25 protein-coding genes are annotated in these 24,685 nt (G+C 42.2%); 7 read left to right on the top strand and 18 right to left on the bottom strand.

Going from position 1 to position 24,685, the window contains the following annotated elements:
• Window positions 1-3: 3 nt before the first annotated feature.
• Entirely contained in the window at window positions 4-714 is a 711-nt protein-coding gene (locus WKF66_RS06020) for a head GIN domain-containing protein (RefSeq protein WP_489673520.1), read from the bottom strand.
• A gap of 3 nt (window positions 715-717) precedes the next feature.
• Window positions 718-2,610: a RecQ family ATP-dependent DNA helicase gene (locus tag WKF66_RS06025; protein ID WP_489673521.1), complete on the bottom strand. Its 1,893-nt coding sequence runs from the start codon at window positions 2,608-2,610 to the stop codon at window positions 718-720.
• A 76-nt stretch (window positions 2,611-2,686) separates the two neighbouring features.
• On the opposite strand from WKF66_RS06025, the gene WKF66_RS06030 reads away from it, so the two are divergent.
• Entirely contained in the window at window positions 2,687-5,923 is a 3,237-nt protein-coding gene (locus WKF66_RS06030) for an amidohydrolase family protein (RefSeq protein ID WP_489673522.1), read from the top strand.
• Between the two features lie 32 nt (window positions 5,924-5,955).
• Here the strand turns inward: WKF66_RS06030 and WKF66_RS06035 are convergent, their stop codons facing one another.
• Window positions 5,956-6,414 (bottom strand): SRPBCC domain-containing protein, encoded by a 459-nt coding sequence (locus tag WKF66_RS06035; RefSeq protein ID WP_489673523.1) that lies wholly within the window; start codon window positions 6,412-6,414, stop codon window positions 5,956-5,958.
• Between the two features lie 297 nt (window positions 6,415-6,711).
• Between WKF66_RS06035 and WKF66_RS06040 the strand changes: the two genes are divergently transcribed.
• Window positions 6,712-6,918, top strand: a complete 207-nt coding sequence (locus WKF66_RS06040) for a hypothetical protein (protein WP_489673524.1) — start codon at window positions 6,712-6,714, stop codon at window positions 6,916-6,918.
• Window positions 6,919-7,037: 119 nt separating this feature from the next.
• A complete protein-coding gene (locus WKF66_RS06045) occupies window positions 7,038-7,802 on the top strand; it encodes a hypothetical protein (protein ID WP_489673525.1) in 765 nt (254 codons plus the stop codon).
• On the opposite strand, the gene trxA is transcribed toward WKF66_RS06045, so the two are convergent.
• The 4 genes from trxA to WKF66_RS06065 form a co-directional block, all read right to left on the bottom strand.
• Complete coding sequence (gene trxA / locus WKF66_RS06050; protein ID WP_489673526.1) at window positions 7,803-8,099, bottom strand: thioredoxin; 297 nt, start codon at window positions 8,097-8,099, stop codon at window positions 7,803-7,805.
• A gap of 88 nt (window positions 8,100-8,187) precedes the next feature.
• Complete coding sequence (locus WKF66_RS06055) at window positions 8,188-8,628, bottom strand: GNAT family N-acetyltransferase (protein ID WP_489673527.1); 441 nt, start codon at window positions 8,626-8,628, stop codon at window positions 8,188-8,190.
• A gap of 164 nt (window positions 8,629-8,792) precedes the next feature.
• Window positions 8,793-9,293 carry an ExbD/TolR family protein gene (locus tag WKF66_RS06060; RefSeq protein ID WP_489673528.1) on the bottom strand — a complete coding sequence of 167 codons (501 nt, stop codon included), beginning with the start codon at window positions 9,291-9,293 and terminating at the stop codon, window positions 8,793-8,795.
• A gap of 41 nt (window positions 9,294-9,334) precedes the next feature.
• Complete coding sequence (locus WKF66_RS06065) at window positions 9,335-10,441, bottom strand: MBL fold metallo-hydrolase (RefSeq protein WP_489673529.1); 1,107 nt, start codon at window positions 10,439-10,441, stop codon at window positions 9,335-9,337.
• Between the two features lie 102 nt (window positions 10,442-10,543).
• On the opposite strand from WKF66_RS06065, the gene WKF66_RS06070 reads away from it, so the two are divergent.
• Both WKF66_RS06070 and WKF66_RS06075 read left to right on the top strand, forming a co-directional pair.
• Entirely contained in the window at window positions 10,544-13,273 is a 2,730-nt protein-coding gene (locus WKF66_RS06070) for a TonB-dependent receptor (protein ID WP_489673530.1), read from the top strand.
• Window positions 13,270-14,037 (top strand): GLPGLI family protein, encoded by a 768-nt coding sequence (locus tag WKF66_RS06075; protein ID WP_489673531.1) that lies wholly within the window; start codon window positions 13,270-13,272, stop codon window positions 14,035-14,037. Before WKF66_RS06070 ends, WKF66_RS06075 begins: the two co-directional genes overlap by 4 nt.
• Before the next feature lie 21 nt (window positions 14,038-14,058).
• Here WKF66_RS06075 and WKF66_RS06080 read toward each other — a convergent pair whose 3' ends face one another.
• On the bottom strand, window positions 14,059-14,355 hold the full coding sequence (locus WKF66_RS06080) for a hypothetical protein (protein WP_489673532.1): 297 nt from the start codon (window positions 14,353-14,355) through the stop codon (window positions 14,059-14,061).
• A gap of 281 nt (window positions 14,356-14,636) precedes the next feature.
• Between WKF66_RS06080 and WKF66_RS06085 the strand changes: the two genes are divergently transcribed.
• Window positions 14,637-15,920: an MFS transporter gene (locus WKF66_RS06085; protein WP_489673533.1), complete on the top strand. Its 1,284-nt coding sequence runs from the start codon at window positions 14,637-14,639 to the stop codon at window positions 15,918-15,920.
• Here WKF66_RS06085 and WKF66_RS06090 read toward each other — a convergent pair.
• The 6 genes from WKF66_RS06090 to WKF66_RS06115 all read right to left on the bottom strand — a co-directional run bounded on the left by WKF66_RS06090 (window position 15,917) and on the right by WKF66_RS06115 (window position 20,764).
• Window positions 15,917-17,434 carry a SulP family inorganic anion transporter gene (locus WKF66_RS06090; RefSeq protein ID WP_489674216.1) on the bottom strand — a complete coding sequence of 506 codons (1,518 nt, stop codon included), beginning with the start codon at window positions 17,432-17,434 and terminating at the stop codon, window positions 15,917-15,919. The genes WKF66_RS06085 and WKF66_RS06090 overlap by 4 nt on opposite strands.
• 51 nt (window positions 17,435-17,485) lie before the next feature.
• Window positions 17,486-18,556: a carboxypeptidase-like regulatory domain-containing protein gene (locus WKF66_RS06095; protein ID WP_489673534.1), complete on the bottom strand. Its 1,071-nt coding sequence runs from the start codon at window positions 18,554-18,556 to the stop codon at window positions 17,486-17,488.
• 4 nt (window positions 18,557-18,560) lie between these two features.
• Entirely contained in the window at window positions 18,561-19,283 is a 723-nt protein-coding gene (locus WKF66_RS06100) for a DUF92 domain-containing protein (RefSeq protein WP_489673535.1), read from the bottom strand.
• A gap of 7 nt (window positions 19,284-19,290) precedes the next feature.
• On the bottom strand, window positions 19,291-19,722 hold the full coding sequence (locus WKF66_RS06105; RefSeq protein ID WP_489673536.1) for a DUF6526 family protein: 432 nt from the start codon (window positions 19,720-19,722) through the stop codon (window positions 19,291-19,293).
• 29 nt (window positions 19,723-19,751) lie between these two features.
• The gene (locus WKF66_RS06110; RefSeq protein WP_489673537.1) at window positions 19,752-20,450 is read right to left on the bottom strand and encodes a DUF4142 domain-containing protein; all 699 of its coding nucleotides are present in this window, start codon (window positions 20,448-20,450) and stop codon (window positions 19,752-19,754) included.
• A gap of 77 nt (window positions 20,451-20,527) precedes the next feature.
• Entirely contained in the window at window positions 20,528-20,764 is a 237-nt protein-coding gene (locus WKF66_RS06115; protein ID WP_489673538.1) for an RNA recognition motif domain-containing protein, read from the bottom strand.
• Window positions 20,765-20,968: 204 nt separating this feature from the next.
• On the opposite strand from WKF66_RS06115, the gene WKF66_RS06120 reads away from it, so the two are divergent.
• Window positions 20,969-21,475 (top strand): DUF892 family protein, encoded by a 507-nt coding sequence (locus tag WKF66_RS06120; RefSeq protein ID WP_489673539.1) that lies wholly within the window; start codon window positions 20,969-20,971, stop codon window positions 21,473-21,475.
• A 47-nt stretch (window positions 21,476-21,522) separates the two neighbouring features.
• Here WKF66_RS06120 and WKF66_RS06125 read toward each other — a convergent pair whose 3' ends face one another.
• The 4 genes from WKF66_RS06125 to WKF66_RS06140 all read right to left on the bottom strand — a co-directional run bounded on the left by WKF66_RS06125 (window position 21,523) and on the right by WKF66_RS06140 (window position 24,652).
• Window positions 21,523-22,371: a LamG-like jellyroll fold domain-containing protein gene (locus WKF66_RS06125; protein WP_489673540.1), complete on the bottom strand. Its 849-nt coding sequence runs from the start codon at window positions 22,369-22,371 to the stop codon at window positions 21,523-21,525.
• A 48-nt stretch (window positions 22,372-22,419) separates the two neighbouring features.
• On the bottom strand, window positions 22,420-23,046 hold the full coding sequence (locus WKF66_RS06130; RefSeq protein WP_489673541.1) for an alpha/beta hydrolase: 627 nt from the start codon (window positions 23,044-23,046) through the stop codon (window positions 22,420-22,422).
• Window positions 23,047-23,056: 10 nt separating this feature from the next.
• Complete coding sequence (locus tag WKF66_RS06135; RefSeq protein ID WP_489673542.1) at window positions 23,057-23,992, bottom strand: ring-cleaving dioxygenase; 936 nt, start codon at window positions 23,990-23,992, stop codon at window positions 23,057-23,059.
• Between the two features lie 81 nt (window positions 23,993-24,073).
• Window positions 24,074-24,652, bottom strand: a complete 579-nt coding sequence (locus WKF66_RS06140; protein WP_489673543.1) for a Crp/Fnr family transcriptional regulator — start codon at window positions 24,650-24,652, stop codon at window positions 24,074-24,076.
• Window positions 24,653-24,685: the final 33 nt, after the last annotated feature.

The following is a 24,685-nucleotide window of genomic DNA, read 5'->3' on the forward strand; positions in this document are numbered from 1 at the left end:
GAGCTAGTTTACTTTTTCTAATTTAGCAGCACCCGATTTTTTTTCATCAACCTTCTTTGGGTTTCCTTTATAGTAGATCTCACTGGAGCCATCTGTATTCACCTTAAGCTCGTTTAATACATTTATACTTGCTTTACCATTTCCTGTGATGTGGATATCATAAACGCCAGCTATAAAATTATAGGCGGTTGTTTCGGAAGAGCCCGTAGTGGTCAGCTTATGAGTACCTGCCTGACCAGACAAATTTAGCTTTCCGATCCCATCCATGTTTGTTGTTAAATTTGCAATGCTCAATTCCAAAGAAACATCAGCTGCCCCTGCGAATTTCATTGTCAGATCCTTACCATTAACAAGGCCTTGAGATCTCACATGCACCGCACCAGAACCGGTAAGTTCTTTAAGCTCACCAATACCTGCATAAATCACTATTGTATCAGAGCCGCAATACGATTTCTTTTCGAGTTTCAAAGTAAGCTCAGAACCGCTTACATCTGCTTCTATCTTCCCCATAATGTTTGAATCTGCTTCAATCTTGATCGCATAGCTGCTGTCCTGTTTCAGAATTACTTTAATAGCTCCTTCTACAGCTATTTTATCGAATGGCTTAACAACCATTCCCTTCGCAATACGGATTCCTGAATCTTCAATACATCCTGATGAACATCCTGCCAGTAGAACAGGGAAAAACAAGATAACGGCGAGTAATTTTTTCATATTTTAAAGGTAATAATTTTTACTATCTGTTTTTATTTTACCTGCATCCAGCAGTTGTCTGATCCGCCCAAGTCGCTGCTGTTCTGTCCCAGTCGTCAATTCATTAACAAGTTCAGCTAGCAAGTACGACTGCGTTTGTAAGAGAGTCGCGATCTCGTAATCAATCCGGTCATCTAATTGCTCGTAATCATCCGCTTTCTTTTCAGCAAGACACACATCACAAACGCCACATTTCTCTGCTCCAGGCTCATCAAAATATCTAAGGAGTTGGATGCTTCTGCATTCAGAAGTCACCGCATAGACCATAACCGCTTTGATCTGGTCTGCCTGAACTTTTTTTCTTAGCTCAATATATTTTACATCAATATCCAGGTGCAAACCATCTACCCTCGCCCTGATGAACTGTAGCTGAGGTTGATCCGTTTGTGGCAGATAAGACAAAAGCCCCTGCTGCTCCAAAAACTGCAAATGTCGAATCACATCTTTGTAGGAACCACCCGTCTTTTTAGCAAGATCAGATTCCTGAATCTTAACATAGACATCGAAGGCACCACCGTAAGACCGTAAAATGGATTTGATCAGTTTATCATACCCTGCGTTTTCAATTTGAAACCTATAGACGTCCTCATGACCAACCAAAAACAGCACTCTGGACTGCAGGAAAATATTCTCCGACAGCGTGACATAGCCATCGTGTTCCAAAAACTTCAGCGCCGCCATTGCTTTGATTACACCGATATTAAAGCGCTTACAAAAGTCTGCAAGATCGAAATCAAATGTAATACCCTCTCCCGCGCCATAAGCCAACTGAAAATAGCTCCCCAAATCATGGTAAAGTTTTTTTATTTCGGCTACAGAAGGAAAGCTGTTTGAATACTTTGCCTCCAATGCCAACTGATCAGACTTGTTAGCGAGCAGCACTCCATACGCCTTTTTGCCGTCTCTTCCTGCCCTTCCTGCTTCCTGATAATACGCTTCTAAGCTTTCCGGCAGATCAAGATGCACAACAAAACGAACGTCGGGCTTGTCTATACCCATCCCAAATGCATTAGTCGCAACCATCACTTGAATTTGATTGTCTTTCCACGCAGCTTGTTTCGTAAACCGTTCGTCTCTTTCAATTCCGGCGTGATAAAAGTCTGCCGAAATATGGTTCCTTTTTAAAAATAATGCAACTTCAGAGGTTTCACGTCGGTTCCTTACGTAAACCAGTCCGCTTCCTTTAACATTTTTTATAATGGATATTAATTTTTTGTACTTGTCTTCATCACCTAGAACCACATAACTCAAGTTCCTTCTGGCAAAGCTTTTAACAAAAACGTTCGGTTCTTTTAACTGAAGCTTTTCAATGATATCAAGCCTGACGCGCTGCGTTGCTGTCGCCGTTAATGCCAAAATGGGGACCTTTGGATGTATTTCTCTTAATTCGTTGATCTTTAGATACGGAGGTCTGAAGTCGTAACCCCACTGAGATATACAGTGGGCCTCATCAATTGCAATTAAGTTAACTTTCATATAAGAAATCCTGATCCTGACCAGATCAGAAAGCAGTCGCTCAGGAGACAGGTATAAAAACTTAATGTTTCCGTAAACACAGTTGTCCAACAGGATATCGATTTCACGTTTGCCCATGCCTGCATAGATTGCTACAGCTTCGATCCCCTTGGCTTTCAGGTGTTCAACCTGATCTTTCATTAAAGCAATCAGTGGAGAAACGACAATGCATATTCCATCCAAAGCCAATGCCGGAAGCTGAAAACATAAAGATTTACCTCCACCCGTAGGCATTAGGGCTAATGTATCACGACCATTCAGCACTGAATAGATAATCTCATCCTGCAAGGGCCTGAAATCATCAAAACCCCAATATCGTTTTAATAGCTCCGCTTCATTCATAAAATGGTACCATCCAAAACTATAAAATTGAACTGATATTATTGTAAATTGCGCAGTATATAACTAGCCGCTATCTATGAGAAAATTTCTACTATTAGCTACACTATTCTTAACTCAAATGTCCCAAGCTCAAGAAAAAGGATGGGATATTGAAAAATATAAAGGGCCTACCAAAAGCTTCACTGTAGAAACCGATGAAGGTACCTGGATGAATCTTGATGTGAGTTCAGACGGTAAAGATATTGTGTTTGACCTCCTTGGAGACATCTACATTATGCCTGTCACAGGTGGTAACGCTACCGTTTTAAGTGGCGGAGTTGCATGGGACGTCCAGCCTAGATTTAGTCCGAACGGAAAATATATCTCTTACACGAGTGATAAAACCGGTGCCGATAACATCTGGATCATGAACAGGGACGGTTCCAACAAGAAACAAATTACAAAAGAGAACTTCCGACTTCTGAATAACGCAACCTGGACACCTAAGAGCGACTACGTAATTGCACGTAAACATTTCACAGGATCGCGTTCATTAGGTGCGGGCGAAATGTGGATGTACAGCATCTACGGTGGCGACGGCGTTCAATTGACTAAAAGAAAGAACGATCAGCAGGATGCCGGAGAGCCAAATGTTTCTCCGGATGGAAGGTATTTATACTTCAGCGAAGATGTGTCCCCAGGGCCGAACTTTGAATACAGCAAGGATCCTAATGGATTAATCTACGCGATTCGTCAGCTCGATATGACAACTGGAAAGCTAAGCAACTTAATTGCTCAGGACGGCGGTTCCGTTAGACCACAGATTTCCCCTGATGGTAAAATGATGGCCTACGTGAAACGTGTACGGTTGAAATCGGTATTGTATGTGCAGAACCTTACCACAGGTGAGGAATGGCCTTTAACAGAAGACCTTTCTCATGATCAGCAAGAGACATGGGCTATTTTCGGCGTTTATCCAAACTTTGCATGGACTCCCGACAACCTGAGTATTATTTTTTATGCAAAGGGAAAGATAAAGAAAATCGAATTGGCATCGCTTGTCACAGTTGAGATTCCTTTTCGTGTAAGCAGCAAACAAATCGTTCAGGAATCGCTGCATTTTCCGCATAAGGTATTTGAAAACGACTTTAACTCGAAGATGATCAGGCAGCTTACAACATCTCCTGATGGTAAATTTGTAGTATTCAATGCGGCTGGTGTACTTTATAAAAAAGAACTTCCAAACGGTAAACCTGAAAGAGTAACGGCCGGCTTTGATTTTGAGTTCGAACCAGACATTAGTCCTGACGGAAAGTTTGTGATCTATAGCGCATGGAGCGACGCTTTTAAAGGTGCGATCAAAAGAGCCGACCTTAAAACAGGTAAAACAACAACCCTAACAGATGAAAAAGGGTTTTATTACTCCCCTTCCTATTCTACTAAAGGTGATAAGATTGTGTTCCGCAAAGGCGTAGGAAATGATGTGCTTGGGTATGCATATGGAAGAGGAACAGGAATCTTCGTCATGTCAGCTAATGGTGGAGCTAAAACACTGGTATCGGAAAGCGGCATCAAACCGCAGTTTAGTGCTGATGACAGTCGCATCTTATTTCAAGGGTATGATGCTGGAAAGAAGGCACTTAAGAGCATAGACCTTAACGGTTCGAACGAGCGCAGCCACTACACCTCCACTTACGCTACCCAGTTTTGCCCTAGTCCGGATGGAAAATGGATGGCATTTACAGAATTGTTTAACGTCTATATCACACCGATGGTTACTACAGGAAGCCCTTTAGATTTGTCATCTGGAAACAGATCAATTCCTCTAACAAGGGTTACTAAAGATGCAGGGACCTATTTACATTGGAGTGGCGACAGCAACAAATTGTTCTGGACTTTAGGCGATCAATATTACTCACGTGAGATCAGAAACACTTTCAATTTCGTAGATGGCGCAGTACAAAATATTCCGGCTCCAGACAGCACAGGATTAGCCATGGGGCTACAGCTTAAAACAGACGTACCAATTGGTCTAACTGCTTTAAAGGGCGCCCGAATCGTTACCATGAAAGGTGATGATGTAATCGAAGAAGGAACAATCCTCATTGAAAACAACAAGATAATAGCTGTAGGCAAAGTTGCAGATGTAGCAGTCCCGGCAAATGCACGGGTTGTTGATGTGAAGGGCAAAACTATCATGCCTGGTATCGTAGATGTTCACGCGCATCTAAGAACCAGTCCAGACGGTATCTCTCCTCAGCAAGACTGGTCTTACCTGGCGAATCTTGCCTTCGGCGTTACCACGGCACATGATCCGTCAAGTAATACTGAAATGGTATTTAGTCAGGCTGAAATGATTAAAGCAGGCCGCTTGGTTGGGCCGCGTTTATACTCTACAGGCTCTATCCTATATGGGGCAGATGGCGACTCCAAAGTGGTAATAAATAGTTTGGATGATGCACTTTCTCACCTTAGGCGCTTAAAGGCGGTTGGTGCATTTTCAGTAAAATCATACAACCAACCCCGACGGGAGCAGCGTCAGCAGATATTAGAAGCAGCGAGAATTCTAAAGATGGAAGTTGTGCCAGAAGGCGGCTCTACTTTCTTGACAAATATGAACATGATTGCAGACGGCCATACGGGTATCGAACACAGCTTGCCCGTTGCCCCGGTCTATAAAGATGTAGTGTCATTTTGGAATAAAACAAATGTAGCTTACACGCCAACCCTGATTGTCAGTTATGGTAGTCAGTGGGGTGAAAACTACTGGTACGACAGAACGAACGTTTGGGAAAACGAGCGGCTAATGGCCTTTACACCACGTCCAATTATTGATTCACGGGCTAGAAGGAGAACTACTTCTGAATATGGAGATTACGGACATATTGATGTCTCTAAGGCGGTTAAGCAGATTGCTGATGGTGGCACGAAAGTTAACCTTGGAGCTCATGGCCAGATTCAGGGGCTTGGCGCACATTGGGAACTGTGGATGTTTGTTCAAGGGGGTATGAGTCCTTTGCAAGCTATAAGAAACGCTACAATAAATGGAGCTTCTTATTTAGGGATGAGCAAAGAGATTGGTTCACTAGAAGTAGGAAAGCTTGCAGACCTTGTAATCATGGACGCCAATCCTCTTGAAGACATCAGAAACTCAGAAAAAATTAAATATGTAATGATCAACGGTCGTCTTTACGACAGTCTGTCTATGAACGAAATTGGCGGTCGCGAAAAGTTAAGGGGCAAACTTTGGTTTGAAAGTGGCAAGGGAATGATGTACAGCTTTCCAACAGGCACATCAGAAACCTGGACTTATACGGTGCCAAATTGTGATTAAAAACCTATAAGGAGCCTTCGGGCTCCTTATACTTATAACCCCTCTGCAAGTGCCTTGATAGTCTTCAATGCTTCATCCCATTGAGGACCTAATAATTTAATATATTCATCAGTTAGCGGCCCACTTTCAAGACTGAAGGTGGTTTTCCCTGCCTCTTCAGTCACTAGGTAATGCTCTTTATATTCTCCAAGTTCGTCGGTATCGCTAGCGTTCATATCCTCGTAGAAGCCAACCTTTAATAATTTCGCAGGATAACTAACTTCGACTTTACCTTTCATTAGTTTCTCATCATTAGCATCCTTCCAAACTACTTCTGCTCCTTCAGTCCATTCTGACAACACCTGAGTACCTTCTTCAAATGCTACAGCCCATTTTTTGATGTCTTCTGTATTTGTTAATATATGCCACACTTTATCATCAGATGCATTAATAACGATAGATTTTTTAATCCAATCCGACTGGTCTGCATTATTGATTATTTCGTTTTCCATTGCCTTATTTAGTTCATGTATGGGTACTCAACTTTAACGATTTTCAGATATAAAAGTTTTAACTTTTTAAAGCTGTATAGTCAATATCAAATTAAGTTACCCACCCTGTATAACTATTTCAGGATAAGACATGACAAGGCTTCTCCCATGGACTAGATACTGTCATTAATTCGTGGTTTCCAGGGGGTTGCTAGGGGGTTGCTAGGGCCTTGCTAGGGCCTAGCTAGGGCCTAGCTAGGGCTAATCGCCCTAGAAACGCTTTAGCAAGGGGGTACGAAAGGCTTAACAGTGGTTTAAATGATGGAAACGCAGCCCGAATACAAGTTACCTGACAGTAGCAACACCATCCTAAAAAATCAGCATTTTCAAAATCAGTCTAATAAAAAATCCGGAAAGAAATACTTCTCTCCGGATCCGTCAACCTCACATCATCCGTCTCACGTGTGTTATTCAACCTCACTCAACCTTCTCACAATCAACCTCATCTCACTTGCTTCTGTTTAATTAACGAAAGAAAGTCATAAACAGATTTCGTGCTGTTGAGCATTTACTTAAAGATGACAGAACGAATAAGTAGCGACAATTTGCTATATTAGAGACGGCTATGTTAACAACCAGTGACAATGAAAAACTTTGGTAGTGGCTTGATACTATTCTTGATTTGCACCTCTTTCGCTCTGAGTAGTTTTGGGCAGCTATCTGATATTAAAGACAAAAAGACAGTTGCCGACTTCGTCGAGTTAATACAAACCGAACAAGTAGGCAAGCTAGCTGATCAGGTCAAATATCCGCTTAGAAGAGTATATCCAATTCCAGCAGTATATAACAAGTGTGAATTTATCCAACGGTATACAGAGATATTTGATGATAGTTTGAAAAACATAATCACTCATTCTGACCCGATAAACGACTGGTCGAAGGTAGGCTGGCGTGGAATAATGCTCTTACAAGGGCTACTTTGGATTGATGGCAAACTGACTAGTGTGAACCATCAGTCTGTTTCAGAGAAACGGTTGAGTGATTTACTAATCGCTAAAGACAAATCCAGGCTACCTGCAAATTTACGTAATTACCGTAAACCCATTCTGTATATGGAAACCCAAAAGTTTATAATCAGGATCGACGAAATGGAAGGCAACAAGTATAGATATGCCTCCTGGTCGCGCGGATCGAACACCGTGAGCACGCCCGACCTAGTATTATTGAATGGAACATGGACACCCGATGGTAGTGGCGGCAATCACTATTACCGTTTTCTTAGCGGTGATTACCAATACGATTGTATCATAGCTTTGCTTAACAATAATGGCATTCCATCTGCTACAATAGAGGTTTCTAAAGCAGGACAAAAAGTATTAAAGCAAACCTCAACGCTGTTAAAAATTTAATTATGCAAAGCTGTCGATAATTCCTTTAAGCTGACTGGCTTGCAAGACTCCACTCTGTCTCCATTTTATAGCGCCCTTATGAAAAAGGATTAACGTAGGAACCCCTTGAATATTGAATTGCTGTGATACCTCTGGATTCTTATCCACATCGACTTTTAAGATGGTAGTAGTTTCACCCACCATGGTCTTTAACTGAGACAAAATAGGCGCCATCATTTTACATGGTCCACACCACTCTGCAGAAAAATCTACTAACACTGGTTTATCGGAATTGATAATATCTTGAAACTTAGCCATAGTATTTTATTTGAGATCTAACACGCTAAAGATAACATTTGTTCTTAAGACGGTTTAAGCTAAAGTTGATTCTTTCGCTTAATATTACTTAGTGAGTAATAGCTAAAGAAAGGCTTAGAATTGGAAAGGGCTTGCCTGCGTCATCAGATTCGAATCGATCAAAAGGTTCAAAACCCAAATTCCTATAAAAGGCTAAGGCGGAAGTATTCTGTTCATTGACGTCTACTTCAGTTACATGGTGTTCAAGAACTGCGAAGTTGACGAGCGTTCTTCCGAGGCCCTGTTTCATGAAGTCCGGATGAACGAATAACATTTGAATCAATTCACCTTGTAGTCCAATGAACCCAGCAATACGGTGCTCCTTCAAAATACAATACAGATCCAGACTCTGAAGGTATTTGTCTCCAATCAGCTTCTTGTAGACTTGTATATCAGCCTCTTTAAGAAAGTCGTGAGTTGCCCGCACCGATGCCTCCCAAAGTACAAGTAATTCTTCCTGATTCTCCAGAGAAGGGATTGTGATTGTCATATTGGGCGAAGATACTCATCGGAGCCAATTAAATTCCCGGAATTTTTCCTCAAAATATTCCCCATAAAAAAAGCAGACTTCAAAGAAGCCTGCTTCAACTATCCGTCAATATATACCCCTATAGTTTGACCAATGTTTAACACTCTGTTCTAATTGTTGTTTTATTATTTTAAGAAAGATCTTTCTGCTGCTGTGATGTGCTCATCATCGATAGCTGGGGCAGACTTCAGATTCGCCAGATTAATCTCGTCCATGATGTCAACGAAATTCTTGTAATTAGATCCAGGTAAGGGCTTAACAATCAAATTAAGCGTTTTGCGGGAATCACCATTGTTTGCTTTCGCCACTACGCCTTTATAGGCTAGAATCACTTGTCTGATGTTAGCGAACGCGGCCAGCTTCGGCTTTGCAAGATCAGTCTCGCCCATATACCACCCAATTTTGTCGTCTGATCCCAAAAGTATGGTCATCGTTCTAGAGGCAGGCCAAGGCGCCCTGGTATCATCAGGCGTGATGTCAGGTTTTGCAATATCCATTGCAACAGGCTTCGACAAAGAAGTCGTTAGCATAAAAAAGGTAATCAGTAAGAATGCAAGGTCAACCATCGCAGTAAGATCTACTTTCGGGACCATTCTTTTGTTCTGGGAAATACTTAGCTCAGCCATAGTTTTAATGTTAAGACAGTACTAAGATGTCAGAATAGTAATTATTCCATAACAGCAGGCTTAATCCACCAGCGTGATTGAGGCATCACACTGTCTAAAATAACTTGTTGACCAATAATTGGCGTAATTACCTTCAGGTTGAGTGTCAGTGCTTTCTTCAAAACCCGGCCAATTGGTTCATCCCAGTCATGAGTGGCTAACGCAAACTTACCCCAATGAACAGGAAGAAGTACCTTCGCTTTTAACTCGATTGCTGCTTGCGCGGTCTCTTCCGGCATCATATGGATATTAGACCAGAAAAGATTGTACTGCCCATTTTCTAAAATAGCCAGATCAAAGGGCCCGTATTCCAGGCCGATCTTAGCAAAATGTTTATCATATCCTGAATCACCACCTAAATAAATGCTGTAATCAGAAGTTTTGAAAATAAATGATGACCAAAGGGTCTTGTTACGAACGATGCCCCGACCAGAAAAGTGCCTCGCTGGCGCTGCCGTAAAATGGACACCCGGCCTGACTTCCGCGGTCTCCCACCAGTCCAGCTCTTTGATCTTTTCTGGGGGTACTCCCCATGATTCTAAATGTGCACCAACACCTAAAGAAGTTACAAACAGGCCTACCCTATCTTTTAGCTTCAATACCGTTTCATAATCCAGATGGTCGTAGTGATCATGACTAATGACCATCACATCAATTCGTGGCATATCTTCAGCTTTGTAAACATCTGTTCCATCAAAAGCCTTAGTTCCTGCCCAACTTACCGGAGAAGTCCTTCCGCTGAACACAGGATCCACAAGAATATTAAGCCCGTCGACCTGAAGTAGATAAGATGAATGACCAAACCAGGTCAGTTCCGGTTTATCCGAAGGGAGGATCTTAAGATCCCTTTTTATGGAGGGCAAAACAAAATCCGGAGACTTCCGCTCATATTTCGTGAAAAGGAAATTGACCATTACCCCAAAATAGGTGCCGCCTCCAGTCAAAGTAGGCGTCTCTGATTGGTTTTGAAATGCGCCATCAGCATATTGGGCTGAGCGTTTGATCCGCTCCAACCTGGCTCCTGTAGGAGAAGCTCCAAAAGAAGCTTGCTGTAAAAAAAGAAAGACGGAAAGTGTCAATATGCAACAAATCACTAATAATGCGATCATAATTCGTTTAAGGGGTCTCTTTAATTTCATTGATAAAACTGTCGCTGAGGGATGTTTTAATTAACCAAAAGTAAATGTTATATTGCAATAACGACGCATCTCATGAGACTAACCACTTCATTAATTACAGTACTGTGTTTTATTACCAGTAGTCTTCTCGCACAAACTCAATTTGGGCTGAAAGGAGTCGCTATTGATAGTGCTTCACAAACCAAGCTTGATCAGGCAACCATTTCAATAATCACTGCCAGGGATTCTATACTTCAAACTTTCGTTTATGCAGATAAGGGCCGTTTTGAGATCAAAAATATCCCACCGGGTAACTATCTGCTCATGATCTCTTATCCTGAATTTGCGGATTATGTAGAACATTTTACGCTCGACGATAAGCAACCCATGAAGGATTTCGGAACTATTAACATGATTCTCAGATCTAAACTTTTGCAAGAGGTCATAATCAAAGCCAGAATGGCTTCCATAAAAATGAAAGGTGATACTACCGAATTTAACGCCGCAGCATTCGAGACGCAGAAGAACGCAAAAGTAGAAGATCTGATCAAGCAGTTCCCAGGGATGAAAACCAATCGCAACGGCGAAATCGTCTTTCAGGGAACAGTAGTAGAAAAAATACTGTTGGATGGAGAGGAGTTTTTTGGCGATGATCCAGCGCTAATCACCAAGAACATTCGTGCTGACATGGTCGAAACGGTTCAGGTGTATGACGCAAAAAGTGACGAGGCTAAACGCACCGGTATAGAAGATGGCGTGAAAATTAAGACCATCAACATTCAGCTGAGGGAAGACAAAAAGAAGGGAATCTTTGGAAAAACGGAGGCTGGATATGGCACTGACGATTACTACACTGCTCAGGCGGCAATCAACAAGTTCAATGAAAAACAGAAGATAGCGGCTTATGGTAATTTCGGAAACACTGGCCGGGTGGGTCTGAGCGGAGATGACAACAACAAATTTGGAGTGGGCGGAACTAATATGGGCTTTCGTCAGGGAACAGGGCTACCCCAGGCAAGGGATGGCGGCATCGCCTTTATCAACAAGTGGAATAAGGACAAAGAATCGATTAATGCTAACGTTAAAGCAGGAAGCCTTATCCTCGACTTCAGTAGCAATACGTTAACTCAAAATACATTGCCTGGCAATTTCAATCTGACTAATAGAAATTCGACCTCCCGACAGGAACTGATCAACCAATCAATAGGAGCCATTTATACAAAGAAGTTAGATTCCACTTCAGAACTTTCCATAGACATTACCGGAGCAAACAGCAGCAATTCATTTGAGCGCCTTAGCGATAGCAAGACTTCGAGAGGTAACGGAATTACCTTGAATACAGGGACTAATCTATCCAGCTCGGAGAATAACAATCAGTCTTTCTATTTTCGAAGTAATTACAACAAACGCTTCAATAAAAAAGGCCGTAGCCTAACGTTAAAGTCGTCTGCCGTATTAAGTGGTTCTGATAGTGAGACATTTCTCAACGCTACCTTAGATTATTTCGATAGCCAGGGAATGCCGGACAGTTCAAACGTGGTTGACCAATTTAAACCCAGTAAAGACACAAGATCCAATTACTCTGCAGGCATAAATTTTACAGAAGCACTCTTCGAACACCTCAATTTGAATGTTGGGTACTCGCTACAAGGCGCAATAAATGATGTAAAAAACCTGTCGTATAATAAGTCAACAGCGAATACATATGACTTACTTGATCCCTTGTTTAGCAACCACCTCCGCACACAGAATACAACAAACGATTTTCAATTAAATATGGCCTATGTCAAGCCTAAAGTAAGTATAAACGTGGTTGGAGGCTATTCTAACGTCGACTTCAATCAAAACAATAAACTAGGTAACACTACTATCAAAAGAAATTTTAACAATTGGTCCCCAGCAGTTTACCTGTGGCATGAGCTGAGTAAAGGGACAAGTGTCAATCTTAACTATAACGGAAATACCAGACAACCCTATGCAGAGCAATTATTTACAGTTGCACAAAATACGGACCCTTTAAATATTAGTGTTGGGAATCCCTTGCTTAGACCTTCTTTCACCAATTACCTGTTCTTTAAGTATTATAAGTACCAACCTACGTTGGATAGAGGAATCAATTTTAACACTTCAATCTCGAATACCTATAACGGAATTGTGCAAAACCGATCCACTGATTCATCGGGGGTAAACACCTATAGTTGGGCGAACCTGAAGAACAAACAACCCAATACCTGGAGCATGTATTCTGAAGTGTACGGGCACATCCCTAAAATCGACTTTATAGCCAGTATTAGTTTTGAAGCTTCGAGTAGCGTCTCCTATAATTACATCAATGCTGAGCTAAACAAAATGACGACAACGACTTACTCACCCGGATTGAGTGTGTGGAAGAACAAGGTCAATTACAGAGCAAGTTTCGATTTGGGACCAAACTATAAGGTAAGCACTTCATCCCTTCAATCTCAAAACAACAACAGCTATGGTTTAACGTCCAGGTTAAGTCTATACACAAAGCTTCCATTTCAATTCTTTATTGGTTCAGATGTTAATTACTCGTATACCGGTAAAAGTGAAGTCTTTAATAAAAGCTTCGACCAAACCCTGATTACAGCTTACCTGGGCAGGTCATTCTTCAAGGAAGAAGGACTGAAATTTACTATAACCGGAAATGACCTGTTAAACCAGAATACTGGCTACAGAAGAACTCAAGACGACGGCATGTTTCAAGAAAGCAGAAATGCCACTATAAGACGATACTTTATGATTGCAGCCATATGGGATTTCAGCAAATTCGGCAAATCACAACAACCTCAACAACCATGAAATACGTAAACAACGCTATAATTTGGCTGCTGGCTTTCATAGCTAGTAACGCCTATTCGCAGCATGCTAAATTCGTAACCAGCGGCGTTATCGAATATGAAAAAACGGCTAATATGTTTGCTATAGTAAAAAAGAAAGTCACTAAGCATACGCTCGATATGAAACCGCATTACGAGGAGTATCTGCGCGACCAACCGCAGTTTTTAACGCGGAAAAGCATATTGAGCTTCGACAACACCACAACATTATTTGTACCTGTTAAAGGAGAGTCAATCTATTGGACTTACGATTCCCCAATGGCAAATCAGCTAAACATTGTGTATTCGGATCTATCTGGGAAGAAGAGCACCATTCAAAAGGACTTCTTCGAAAGGACCTATCTCGTTCATGATAGCCTAAGAAAGATAAAATGGAAACTGACAGATGAAACCAGAATTATCGCAGGCTATACGTGTAAACGGGCCAACGGCGTACTGCTTGATTCCATATACGCCGTTGCGTTTTATACAGACGATATCCACGTTTCAGGCGGACCAGAGTCTTTTAACGGTTTGCCCGGTATGATATTAGGTGTTGCAGTACCCCACGAAAACGTAACCTGGTTCGCCACGAAAGTAACGCCTGGGCCCGTCGATAAAAAGGTATTAGTCGCTCCTACGAAAGGTAAGCCGCTAAATAATAAGCAATTAATTGCCGATATCTTAAAAGCGATAAGTAATTATGGCGATTACACCATGGTGGCTTTAAAAGGCCTCATCCTGTAATTAAATGAAAAACGGTTATAGCTAAGGAGAAACCGTTTCCACTTTAGAAGCCGCATCATCGTTGCTCGCTGGTTTTTCATCATTGCTCGCCGGTTTTTCATCATGCGATACATCCTCGTCAGCCGTATTAGTCTTCTCGTAAATGGCGGAAGGTTGCTTCTCAGGGGTGTTGTTAGCGTCTGCATGGTCACTTGCATCCTTAGTGCCCTCGTTCTCGACGCGATGGTTGTGCTTTTGATCGTTAGGCAGTCCTTCGTTCTCAGTCTCCGGAGTTACCGTCTCAATATTCAGATGCGCATTCTCATTTGTATTTTCCATACCTATTGTTTTTCTTATACCTAAAAGGTTTAAAGGAGGAAATTGTTTGGACGACGCAAATAATTCAACAGTCTGGAACCTCCATTTTATTTCTTGCAAAGTGTTTTGGCAAACACAAAGAAGTGGCAATGACAGGTGTAAACCCACGTCTTCCTGAATTATTTCAGGACCTCGGCATAGCAATGCCACCCAGTCCGAGGTCCCGGTCTTCACCGGGATGACGCTCGAATAAACGCTACCTGTCATTGGTAGATTTACATACTATGACTACTTTTGAATAGATGGACGAAAAAATATCAGGCAGAAGGCTAAAAGCAATATTCGGGGGCTCCGTCGGGAATCTGGTAGAGTGGTATGACTGGTACGCTTATTCTGCATTTGCAATTTACTTTTCCGGATCTTTCTTCCCTAAAGGAGATGCGACAGCCCAACTACTCAATACTGCAGGTATATTTGCACTTGGCTTCCTGATGCGTCCCTTAGGTGGTTACATCTTCGGTAGGATTGCAGATCGCATTGGAAGGAAGCAGTCGATGACGTACTCAGTGCTTTTGATGTCGGCAGGATCCCTCCTCATTGCGCTTACACCAACCTATGCAGCCATCGGCATTGTCGCACCCATCCTGTTACTTACAGCAAGACTCCTTCAGGGTCTTAGTGTTGGCGGCGAATATGGTGTTTCTGCCACTTACCTCAGCGAGATGGCAACAAAGAACCGCCGTGGTTTTTACTCCAGTTTTCAATACGTTACCTTAATTGGTGGCCAGTTAATCGCCCTTGGCATTCAACTATTACTTCAAAAGGTGCTTTTATCCGAGGCTGAACTTATGGAATGGGGTTGGCGAATACCCTTTGTATTTGGCGCAATTCTATCGATTGTTGCATTATACCTCAGAAAAAACCTGGAGGAAACTGCTGCTTTTGAAAATCAGAAGAACAATTCTACGAAAAAAGGCACTTTAAAAGAACTGTTGAAACACCCAAAAGCAGTAATTAAAGTGGTCGGACTAACTCTCGGCGGTACATTGGCGTTTTACACCTATACGACCTATATGCAAAAGTTTCTTGTCAATACCGTGCATTTAACTAAGGAGCAGTCGACCCTAATGTCTTTTTTAACACTCTTAATATTTGCGGCGATGCAGCCTTTATTTGGCGCGCTATCTGACAAAATTGGGCGCCGGCCATTGCTGATAGGTTTTGGAGTGTTGGGAACCATCTTCACAGTTCCGCTCCTAACCGCTTTAAGTCAAACCACTTCCCAGTGGACTGCGTTTTTCCTCCTCCTGGCAGCACTGATTATCGTAAGTGGTTATACAAGTATCAATGCGATTGTCAAAGCAGAATTGTTTCCTGCGCAGGTGAGAGCATTAGGGGTGGGACTACCCTATGCCTTAACGGTCGCCATATTTGGCGGTACCGCAGAATATATTGCTTTGTGGCTTAAAGATTGGAACCATGAGTCCTATTATTACTGGTACATTACCATATGCATATTTATTTCGCTTATGGTGTACGTCTTCATGAAGGATACAAAAGAAACGTCAGAGCTAAATAACGATTAGGAACGCTCTTCCCCAAAAATGTTTACACTGATGATTGGTGATGCGTTGGTGAGCAAACGTCTGCTTTCCAAACTCAAGTGGCGCAAATGGAGTTCCTTTCCAGCCTTTTGATAACGCTCCGTTAATTTATGTAAAGCATCGATTCCACTCATGTCAGCGACCCTGGAGTCTTTGAAGTCAACAATAACCTTTTTTGGGTCGCCTTCAACGTCAAACTTCTCATTAAACCCTGCTACCGAGCCAAAAAATAAGGGACCATATATCGCATAATGCTTCACTCCATCTGCATCAATGGTCTTACGGGCACGAATCCGTTTAGCACTTTCCCAGGCAAATACAAGTGCAGAAATAATGACACCAACCAAAACAGCAAGTGCCAGATTGTGAAGCCAAACGGTAATTAAAGCAACCACAATGCCCACAAACACATCCTGTTTAGGCATCTTGTTGATGATCTTGAAACTGATCCACTCAAATGTGCCTATCGCTACCATGATCATCACTCCCGTTAAGGCAGCCATCGGGACGAGTTCAATGACAGGTGCAGCAAATAAGATGATTATTAGAATGGTCAAAGAAGCTATAATGCCAGATAACCGGGCCCTGGCACCAGCGGATAGATTAACTAACGTTTGGGCGATCATTGGACAACCGCCCATGCCGAAAAAGAAGCCGTTTGCAATGTTTGCTGTTCCTTGTGCAATGCACTCCCGGTTTCTATTACCAACGGTTCCAGTAATCTCGTCTACAAGATTCACGGTCAGCAGTCCTTCAGTTAATCCAACGCCAGCCATAATCAAAGCGTAAGGAAAAATGATGTAAAGCGTCTCCAGATTAACGGGTACTAAAGGAATGTGAAAGGGAGGGAAACCTCCGCTCACTGAAGCGATATCGCGAACCGTTCTCGTGTCAATTTGGAAGCCAAGTACAATTGCAAAAACTACAATGATGGCCACAAGGGAAGGTGGAATTGCTTTGGTGACCTTAGGAAACAGAAAGACAATAGCGATTGTCAGCAGCACTAAACCGATCATCGTATACAAAGCTGAACCTGATAACCAAACGAGATTTCCGTTAACAACAGTCTTGAATTGCTCCAATTGAGCCATGAAGATTACAATAGCAAGCCCATTGACAAATCCGTACATCACAGACTGAGGCACGAGCCTGATGAACTTTCCAAGTTTGAAAAGACCGACAGCAATTTGGATCGAACCGGCTAAGGCGACTGCCGCAAATACATACTCCAATCCATTAGATTTCATTAAAGCGATAAGTACGATAACGGTGGCACCAGCACCACCGGAAATGAGCCCTGGTCTGCCGCCAAATATCGACGTAATAATGCCCATGATAAACGCAGCATACAAACCGGTAAGCGGCGGAAAGCCCGCAAGAATTGCAAAAGAAAGTGATTCCGGCATCATTGTCATCGCGACGGTCAGGCCGGCAAGAATCTCATTTTTATAATTGACCTTTTGCTTGAAATCGAACAGATCTAAGGTGTACTTCATACTTTCAGCTGCAAAAATACTTATTCTATTCATGATCACACGTTGTTGGTGTTAATCACCTGGCTGATATTCGAATGGTAGCTGATCACCTAAACGCTTTTTCCCCCAGTATCCCTGGATATAAAAGCTCCTGTAATCCACATAGCTCCCCTTTTTGTCGAGGATAGCGTTATCAAGAAACAGCGTCATAATTGACCCCTCTTTGTCCATCGTTTGCGTTACCGTTTTATCATCAGTAACTTTCTCTTCCACTGCTGCTTTCTTTGCATTATGATAGATATAAAAGCGCCTCTTAAACTTAAGTTCAACGAAATTGCTGTCTACAGTGAACAGAAATTGTTCCATGTCCACAAGCTTAGGATCTAATTCCAGCGGAGCCGTTCTATTCATAATGTTATACGTTAAAAAGCCTTCCTTCCTTGTCGTGTTGGCGTATAAAGACCTTAAATAATGCATAAACGATCCCTCATAAGCTTTCCTTCTGTTCAACTTCCACTGCTCCTGCTGCTCGGCAGTACCCTCCATGTTTTCAAACAATGACTCCCCGTCGTAACTGGTGATGCCGGTACCACTGTTGAACCTAAAGTTCCTAAGCAAATAGCGGATCTTATAACCCAGGGCCTTATTCTCAATAATTAGGAAGTCGCTGGTTGTTGCTTCTAACAGCGTCTGACGGGTACTGAACTCCAATAAATTTGTGTTGGTGATGGTGCAGCCCTTAGCATTTTCAGACTCACCAAGAAAGTTTTTGATGAAAGTCTTTATCTGTTTAGCGCGTTCAGATCCGTCGCCAATAACGACTTCAGCAAGAACAATCTGTTTTTCTGTAAGTGTAATATTTAGTTTAGCGGATTGAAATTGTAAAACCACGTTTTGCTTAACCGAGGCATACCCGATCATATTTACGACCAATTGATAGGTTCCTGACCCGACATTATTGAACAGGAATTCACCTTTGCTATCGGTCTTAGTGATCTGTTTTGAACCGTTTATGAAGACAGTTGCAGCGTCAACCGGTTCACCGGCAACATTCTTAACTACACCACTGATACCTAAAGTTGCCTGGCCGTTAACAACTAAAGCACTAAAAAAGAGAAATAACACGCATAGAATGGTCTTCATTTGGTCAAGAGGTAATAATTAAAATATAAAGGAGCAATCCGACGATCGCGGCAAATAATGTGTTCAAGAAATTTACGAAGTTATTTCCAATTATTCCTTTTCTCTCCAAAGATGCGCCGATTATTGAGTCCATCAAATTGCCTGATATACCAGCCACTCCAATACACAAAGCCGTAATGCTGAAGCCTGCAAAGCTCAGACCCACAACAAAGGCACCAGCTGCGCCAATTAGCGAACCTTCAGCACTTACTACCCCGTCCAGTCCGTTTGTATCCCTTTTTAAGGAAAGTATATTATAAAATCTCCGACCGTAAACAATACCAAGCTCGGATGAAAGTGTATCTGCTAAGGCAGAAGCGAGACTTGATGCCAGCATAACGAGATATAGTTGAAGATGCTCCGAATCAAGGATACTTAGCAAGGCACATAATGCGGCTACACCACCATTTGCGAATACCTGTCCGGCAGTTCTTCCCATGAGCTGAGTAGCGTCCCGATGAACCTTGACTTTAAATTCTTTTTTGTGTGCAGTGGCGAGGACGCTGGTGATAAAAAATATCAGAAGTAGCAATACTCCCCTCAAGTGATCAGCGAGATAGACGCAAACGCCGATCATGCCGGTGGCAAGGGATCCAGATAGTGTCAGTTTGTTAAACTTTAGGCAAACAGCCATCAGCACAACCAGAAAGGCTGCTAATGATATCTCTTCCGCACCAAAAGCAACCATCGTTGAACTAAATTCTTCTGTTATCAGGTAACCATGATTTAATGGCCTTTTTGATGTCAGCTGCTGAAAGGTGTTCAGCTAGGGTTCGTTGCACCAATGCCGGCAGCTCTTCATCCGATGCAAATCTTAAAGCAGCGATCTGACCAAAACTTAGCTTGTCTTCAATAGATTCTAAACGCTGATTGGTCAACACATAATACCTGTGCCTCATTTCTAGAACGACAACTCTATTCTGAACAGTCATACCATAATGTTGCCTTACCATAAACGACAACCACCCTATCAGGAAGACTATTGCAGCAGCAAAGAACCATAAAGTACTGTTTGCATCATCAGTAAATGCTTTTCTCAGCGCAAAAACCAATAAGAATCCTACAATCGGATAAAATATGAAATGGTGGGCGGGATAAAACCGGATATGATTTTTATAGTTTTGCATGAGTTGGTCAGGAACCGTTAAACTAGTGATTATTTACTGAGGGACTGCGCTTCCTGCAGGTGTCTACGTGAAACAGGAAGGTATTTAGCAGCAAAAGCCTTGATCTCCGCATCTTTGGATTTGTTACCAACTTCAAAGAATCTGATGGCATTCTGTTGATCTTCAATGACCATTTGCAAATAGGACTCAGAAGATAAATTACTTGACTGCTGACTCACGTTCACTGTGCCCGGCAAAACCACATTCTTATAACTCGATAATCTCTTTAAGTCTTTCTGTTCTGCCTCTTGACTAGCCAACATTACCTTTGCAAAATCAGCTATCTTTTTGTCAGTTGATTTACTTTGTATCAATGCACTTAACTTGATCATGGTCATTTGATGTACAGCGATTTTGTTCATAAAATCAACCGAGGTTAAACTATCAAGGCGTTGCTGGTTGACTCCCGTAGGGCCATTCACTTTGGCAATAGCGTTATTTGCGATTATTGTAGCATTTTCTGAGGATCCCGCTCTTAGGTCATTACCATTAGGAATACCTATGGTTAAGCCGTCGCCACTGGCATTGATCACGCTTTGACTTGGATTAGGAGCGTTCGGTTTAAGCGTTGTGATCGGAGTTCTGGTCGTGGTGACCGTGCCATCTTCGGCAACCTTTTTTTGAGTATAACAGGAGGTAAGCATGCAAGCCCCGGATACGAAAACTAAAGCAATACGTGGAAATTTCATAGGAATAGAAGTTAGATGAACTACTCAATAAACTTCGAGCGCTATCATTATGTTTTCCAGGAGCGGGATATTATTGACTAAGAGATGTTAACCGTAAGTGTATTACCTTTATATCTTCTTCCATCAAGTTCTGACACTGCTCGTTCCGCCATTTTATCAGTGGTCATTTGCAAAAAAGCATAGCCTTTGCACTTTTTAGTTGCCCGGTCCCTTACTACTTTAATTGTACTGACTTCTGCATAAGTGCTTATGAAGCCTACCAAATCTAATTCATCAACATCGGGAGGAAGACCCCCAACAAAAACTTTCATCATACATCTAATGTCTTAGCCCACTAGAGCAAATATAGTACCTTGTTTGCTCAATAACACGATAATTCCTTAAAGTCTGACGCAATGTTCGCTTGATACCCTAACAACCGTTGCAGCAAGCACAATCCCTGTCAGAATGTCTTTAGATAATATGGTCGTGACATTTTATTAAAAACACTTATCTTGCCCTTACTGTTATAGTCTGAAATGAAAACACCTCCGTTAAACCTCTCTGAAGTATTCAATCATTCTCTGGTTGAAATGTGTGCTGCTGAAAAGAAATACCTTAAAAGTTTCGAAGCCATGTCGCAAACTACGCTCACCCCCGAATTAGGGACAGCGCTATCACCGGAGTCATTTAATGGCGAGAGTCATGTTTCCAGGCTACAACTCATCATTGATTTTCAAAAACTAAAAACGATCAGAATCACCTCTACTTTAGACGATGAGCTTTTAAAGAGAATGAAAGAAGTAGCTGGCTTTAGCAAGCAAAAATCTATTTTAAAGGATGTACAATTACTGCATACCGGGAAGACCATACTGGAAATGAAAGCAGGTAACTATGAAATTCTATACCTCCTGGCACTGGAGCTGAAGCTGACTCAACCGGCATCGCTATTAGAACAAAGCTTTAAAGACTTGCAGAACGCGATTGCTTACCTAAAACAGATTTCACAGAACATCATTTATCCTGCAGCAAAAGCGTCAGAATAGGTTGAAGGGCGAGGTCCCGGCATACGCCGGGAGGTCGGAAGTTGATGTTACTTAACCACGATCCCATAGTAACCGACCAACAATTTTGCGGTCTTAACCATCTCGTCATCACTCAACGGTCGGTCATAAAGAAGAAACCTCGCCATTTCACCAACAAATGATTCTCGTCCCGGATGCTGCACCGCATCCCGCTCCTGCCCTATTGCCATACGGGACGAATTCGCTTTCACATTTACAGGAAAAGGACTTGAAGCTATAGCTTTAGCGCCATCATTAAGATATAAGTGAAGTTGAACCGTATCTGTTCCCTTCCCCATTCTGCCCATAATCAGGTAATAACGATCGGGACTTACGATCTCTTTCGAAGTCACATAGGGGTTATTTTGGTCCCATCTCCCAAATGTAATCGCATTTCTGCTGCTCATCCAAAAGCTATTGTCGTCATTAAATCCTCCCCAAATTCCCTCGTTATTAGGCTGGTTGCGAAGGTTGCCAAAAAAGCAGTTGACATTAGGTAGTTCGCCCGACTGCTTCCCGGCTTTAAGTATACTAAACCAGGTGTAACCGCTTCCGGTAACCAGATGATCAAAGGCATCTTCATCCATATTAACCAACTCTTGTTTATTGAATACCAGCGTTCCATGTCCCTTTAAAGCATCAACCCTCTTAATGAGTTTGGGCCTCCCCGATCCTGCAGCACTGCGCCCTTCGTCACGTCTGGAAAAGTCCTTTACTATAAAAGAGGAAACCTGATTCTTCCATTGTTCCACCAATTCCCCATCAGTGACCACGCCCTTGTCTGCATTTAAATCGACAATAAGCATTTTCTGACTAACCTTCTGGGCATAGGTAAAACCTAAAGACGCTGATAATAATAGAGCTAATAAAAGTTTCATATCTGGTTGTATTATAGACTAATATAAGACAAACAAATAGGAAACATACTATCTGAAGGACTTATTAAACCACTCACGAGCCAGTTCTACATCTTCCTGGGTTAAATTATGACTCGCTGGTAAGCTATATGAGGTGACATGAAACCCCCCGCTCTCAAGCGTCTCTATGTAGGCCTTTGTACTGCCAGGATCTACTGTCGGATCCACTGCTCCGCTACTAAAAAATACTGGCGCCTTCCTAGTGGAAGAAAACACAGGTATCGTTTTAAATGGCGGCATTGGTCGGAATAAAATGGCTCCTGCGAAAGCCTCGGGAGATTTAACTAATATCGCACCGGCAATGTTTGCACCATTTGAATAGCCTAAAGCGACAACTTTCTTGATGTCAAAGCCTTCCTGTACGGCAAGGTTTTCCACAAAGCTTAACAACTCTTCTGCTCTGAAGTTTACGTCCTGCTCATCGAAGATCCCCATTCCAAGACGCTTGAAATAACGAGGCATCCCATGTTCGGAGACGTTCCCACGGACGCTTAGCAGATTAAGGTCTGCACCGAAGCTTTCGCCAAGGCCAAGCAAGTCGTTTTCATCTCCACCGGTACCGTGCAACAAGAGCAAAGTGTAAGCTTCAGGGTTACCTGAAGCTTTGTAAATGTATTTTAAAGGCTGATATTCCATGTGAGTTGAGTTAGTTAAGTTTTACTAATCGTGCTTCAATCTCTTCGCGCTGACTTTCGTATTGCGCAGGGAGTTTTAGATTTAGTCCGAGTTCTGCTAACGGTTCGTCGACAGTGAAGCCTGGATTTTCTGTGGCGATTTCGAACAGAACCCCTCCTGGCTCTCTGAAGTACAGAGAATGGAAGTAGTTACGGTCAATCTGAGGGGTGATACTCAAGCCGAGTTTCACTATTTTATCTCTGAATTCCATTAATGCAGCATCATCTTTTACTCTGAAAGCCACATGGTGAACAGTGCCATTCGCATTAAAACCGCGGTTTTCAGAAGGTATTTCCACGATATCCACCAGAGATGCTTCTGCCGCTGCATCCGTCGCATAGCGATATCTGTTGCCTTCTGTTTGAACCAGGCGATAGCCAAAAACACTGGTCAATATTAAGGCAGTAGCAGTTTTGTCTTTCAATGTAAGGGTGATATGATGAAAACCCTTTGTGGCAACGGCAGCGTTGACTTCTGCTGTTTCCCAGGATTTACGTGAATCATTACTTACTTCTGTCAGCTCCAGTTTCAAACCATCCGGATCAAGGAAGGTCAAGTACTTCTCTCCGAATTTCACTGATGGTTTATTATAGATTACGTTGTTATCTTCAAATCTCTTCATCCAAAAATCGATGCTGCCTTCTGGAACCGAATAGCCGATCTCAGTTGCCATGCCAGATCCTTTTCTTCCTTGTTGAATCTCATCACCCCATGGGAAGAAAGTTAAAATAGTGCCTGCGCTACCGGTTTCGTCGCCGAAATAGAAATGATACGTATGGGGATCATCAAAGTTTACCGTTTTCTTAATAAAGCGAAGTCCAAGTACCCGGGTGTAAAAGTCAAAGTTGCGTTTGGCATCACCTGCAATAGCAGTAATGTGATGAAGTCCTAAAATTCTATTTTCCATGATCTTTTGTTATTTGATACTCCAAAGGTAGTCAGACACAAAACCCCGGGCATTGAACTAGGACAAGAAACAGATTTAGGCTTACTTTTTTAACAGACGTGCCCTAACCTTACTTAAGAATTCTGGCGTCATCCCTAAATAAGAGGCGATATAGTGCTGTGGAACCCGTTGTGGAATGCCTGGGTAATGTTCCAGGAAGTCGAGATATTTCTGTTCCGCAGTTTTCGCAATGCTAAAGTAGAGCCTGTTTTGCATCGTCGAGATGTTTTTCTCGACCAGCTTCCGATAAAAACGCTCAAACTTTGGGACTTTGGTGAGCAGGCTTTCTTTACTTTTTGGGTCCAGCATCAGCAGTTCAGTATCTTCCAAGGTTTCAATAAACAGGTTACCAGGTTTTTGATCCGAGAAGCTGGCGATGTCGCTGATCCAACCGTTCTCAATTCCGAATTGGATGATGACTTCATTGCCATTGTCATCAATATAGTATTTCCTTAATGAGCCTTTTAAGATGAACCCTTCGAAATTGCAGACCTCGCCGGCTCTCAACAAATATGTTTTTTTTGGAAAGTGTTTGTGCCTTAGTAGGGTATTGAAAAGTTCAAGTTCCTCTGTGCTAAAACTTACATATCGGCAAACGTTGCTATTGATCTCTGAAAACACGGTTTACATTATTTACAGGCAAATTAACAGTAT

It is taken from the genome of Pedobacter sp. (assembly GCF_037719805.1).
In the GTDB taxonomy this organism is placed as follows: domain Bacteria; phylum Bacteroidota; class Bacteroidia; order Sphingobacteriales; family Sphingobacteriaceae; genus Pedobacter.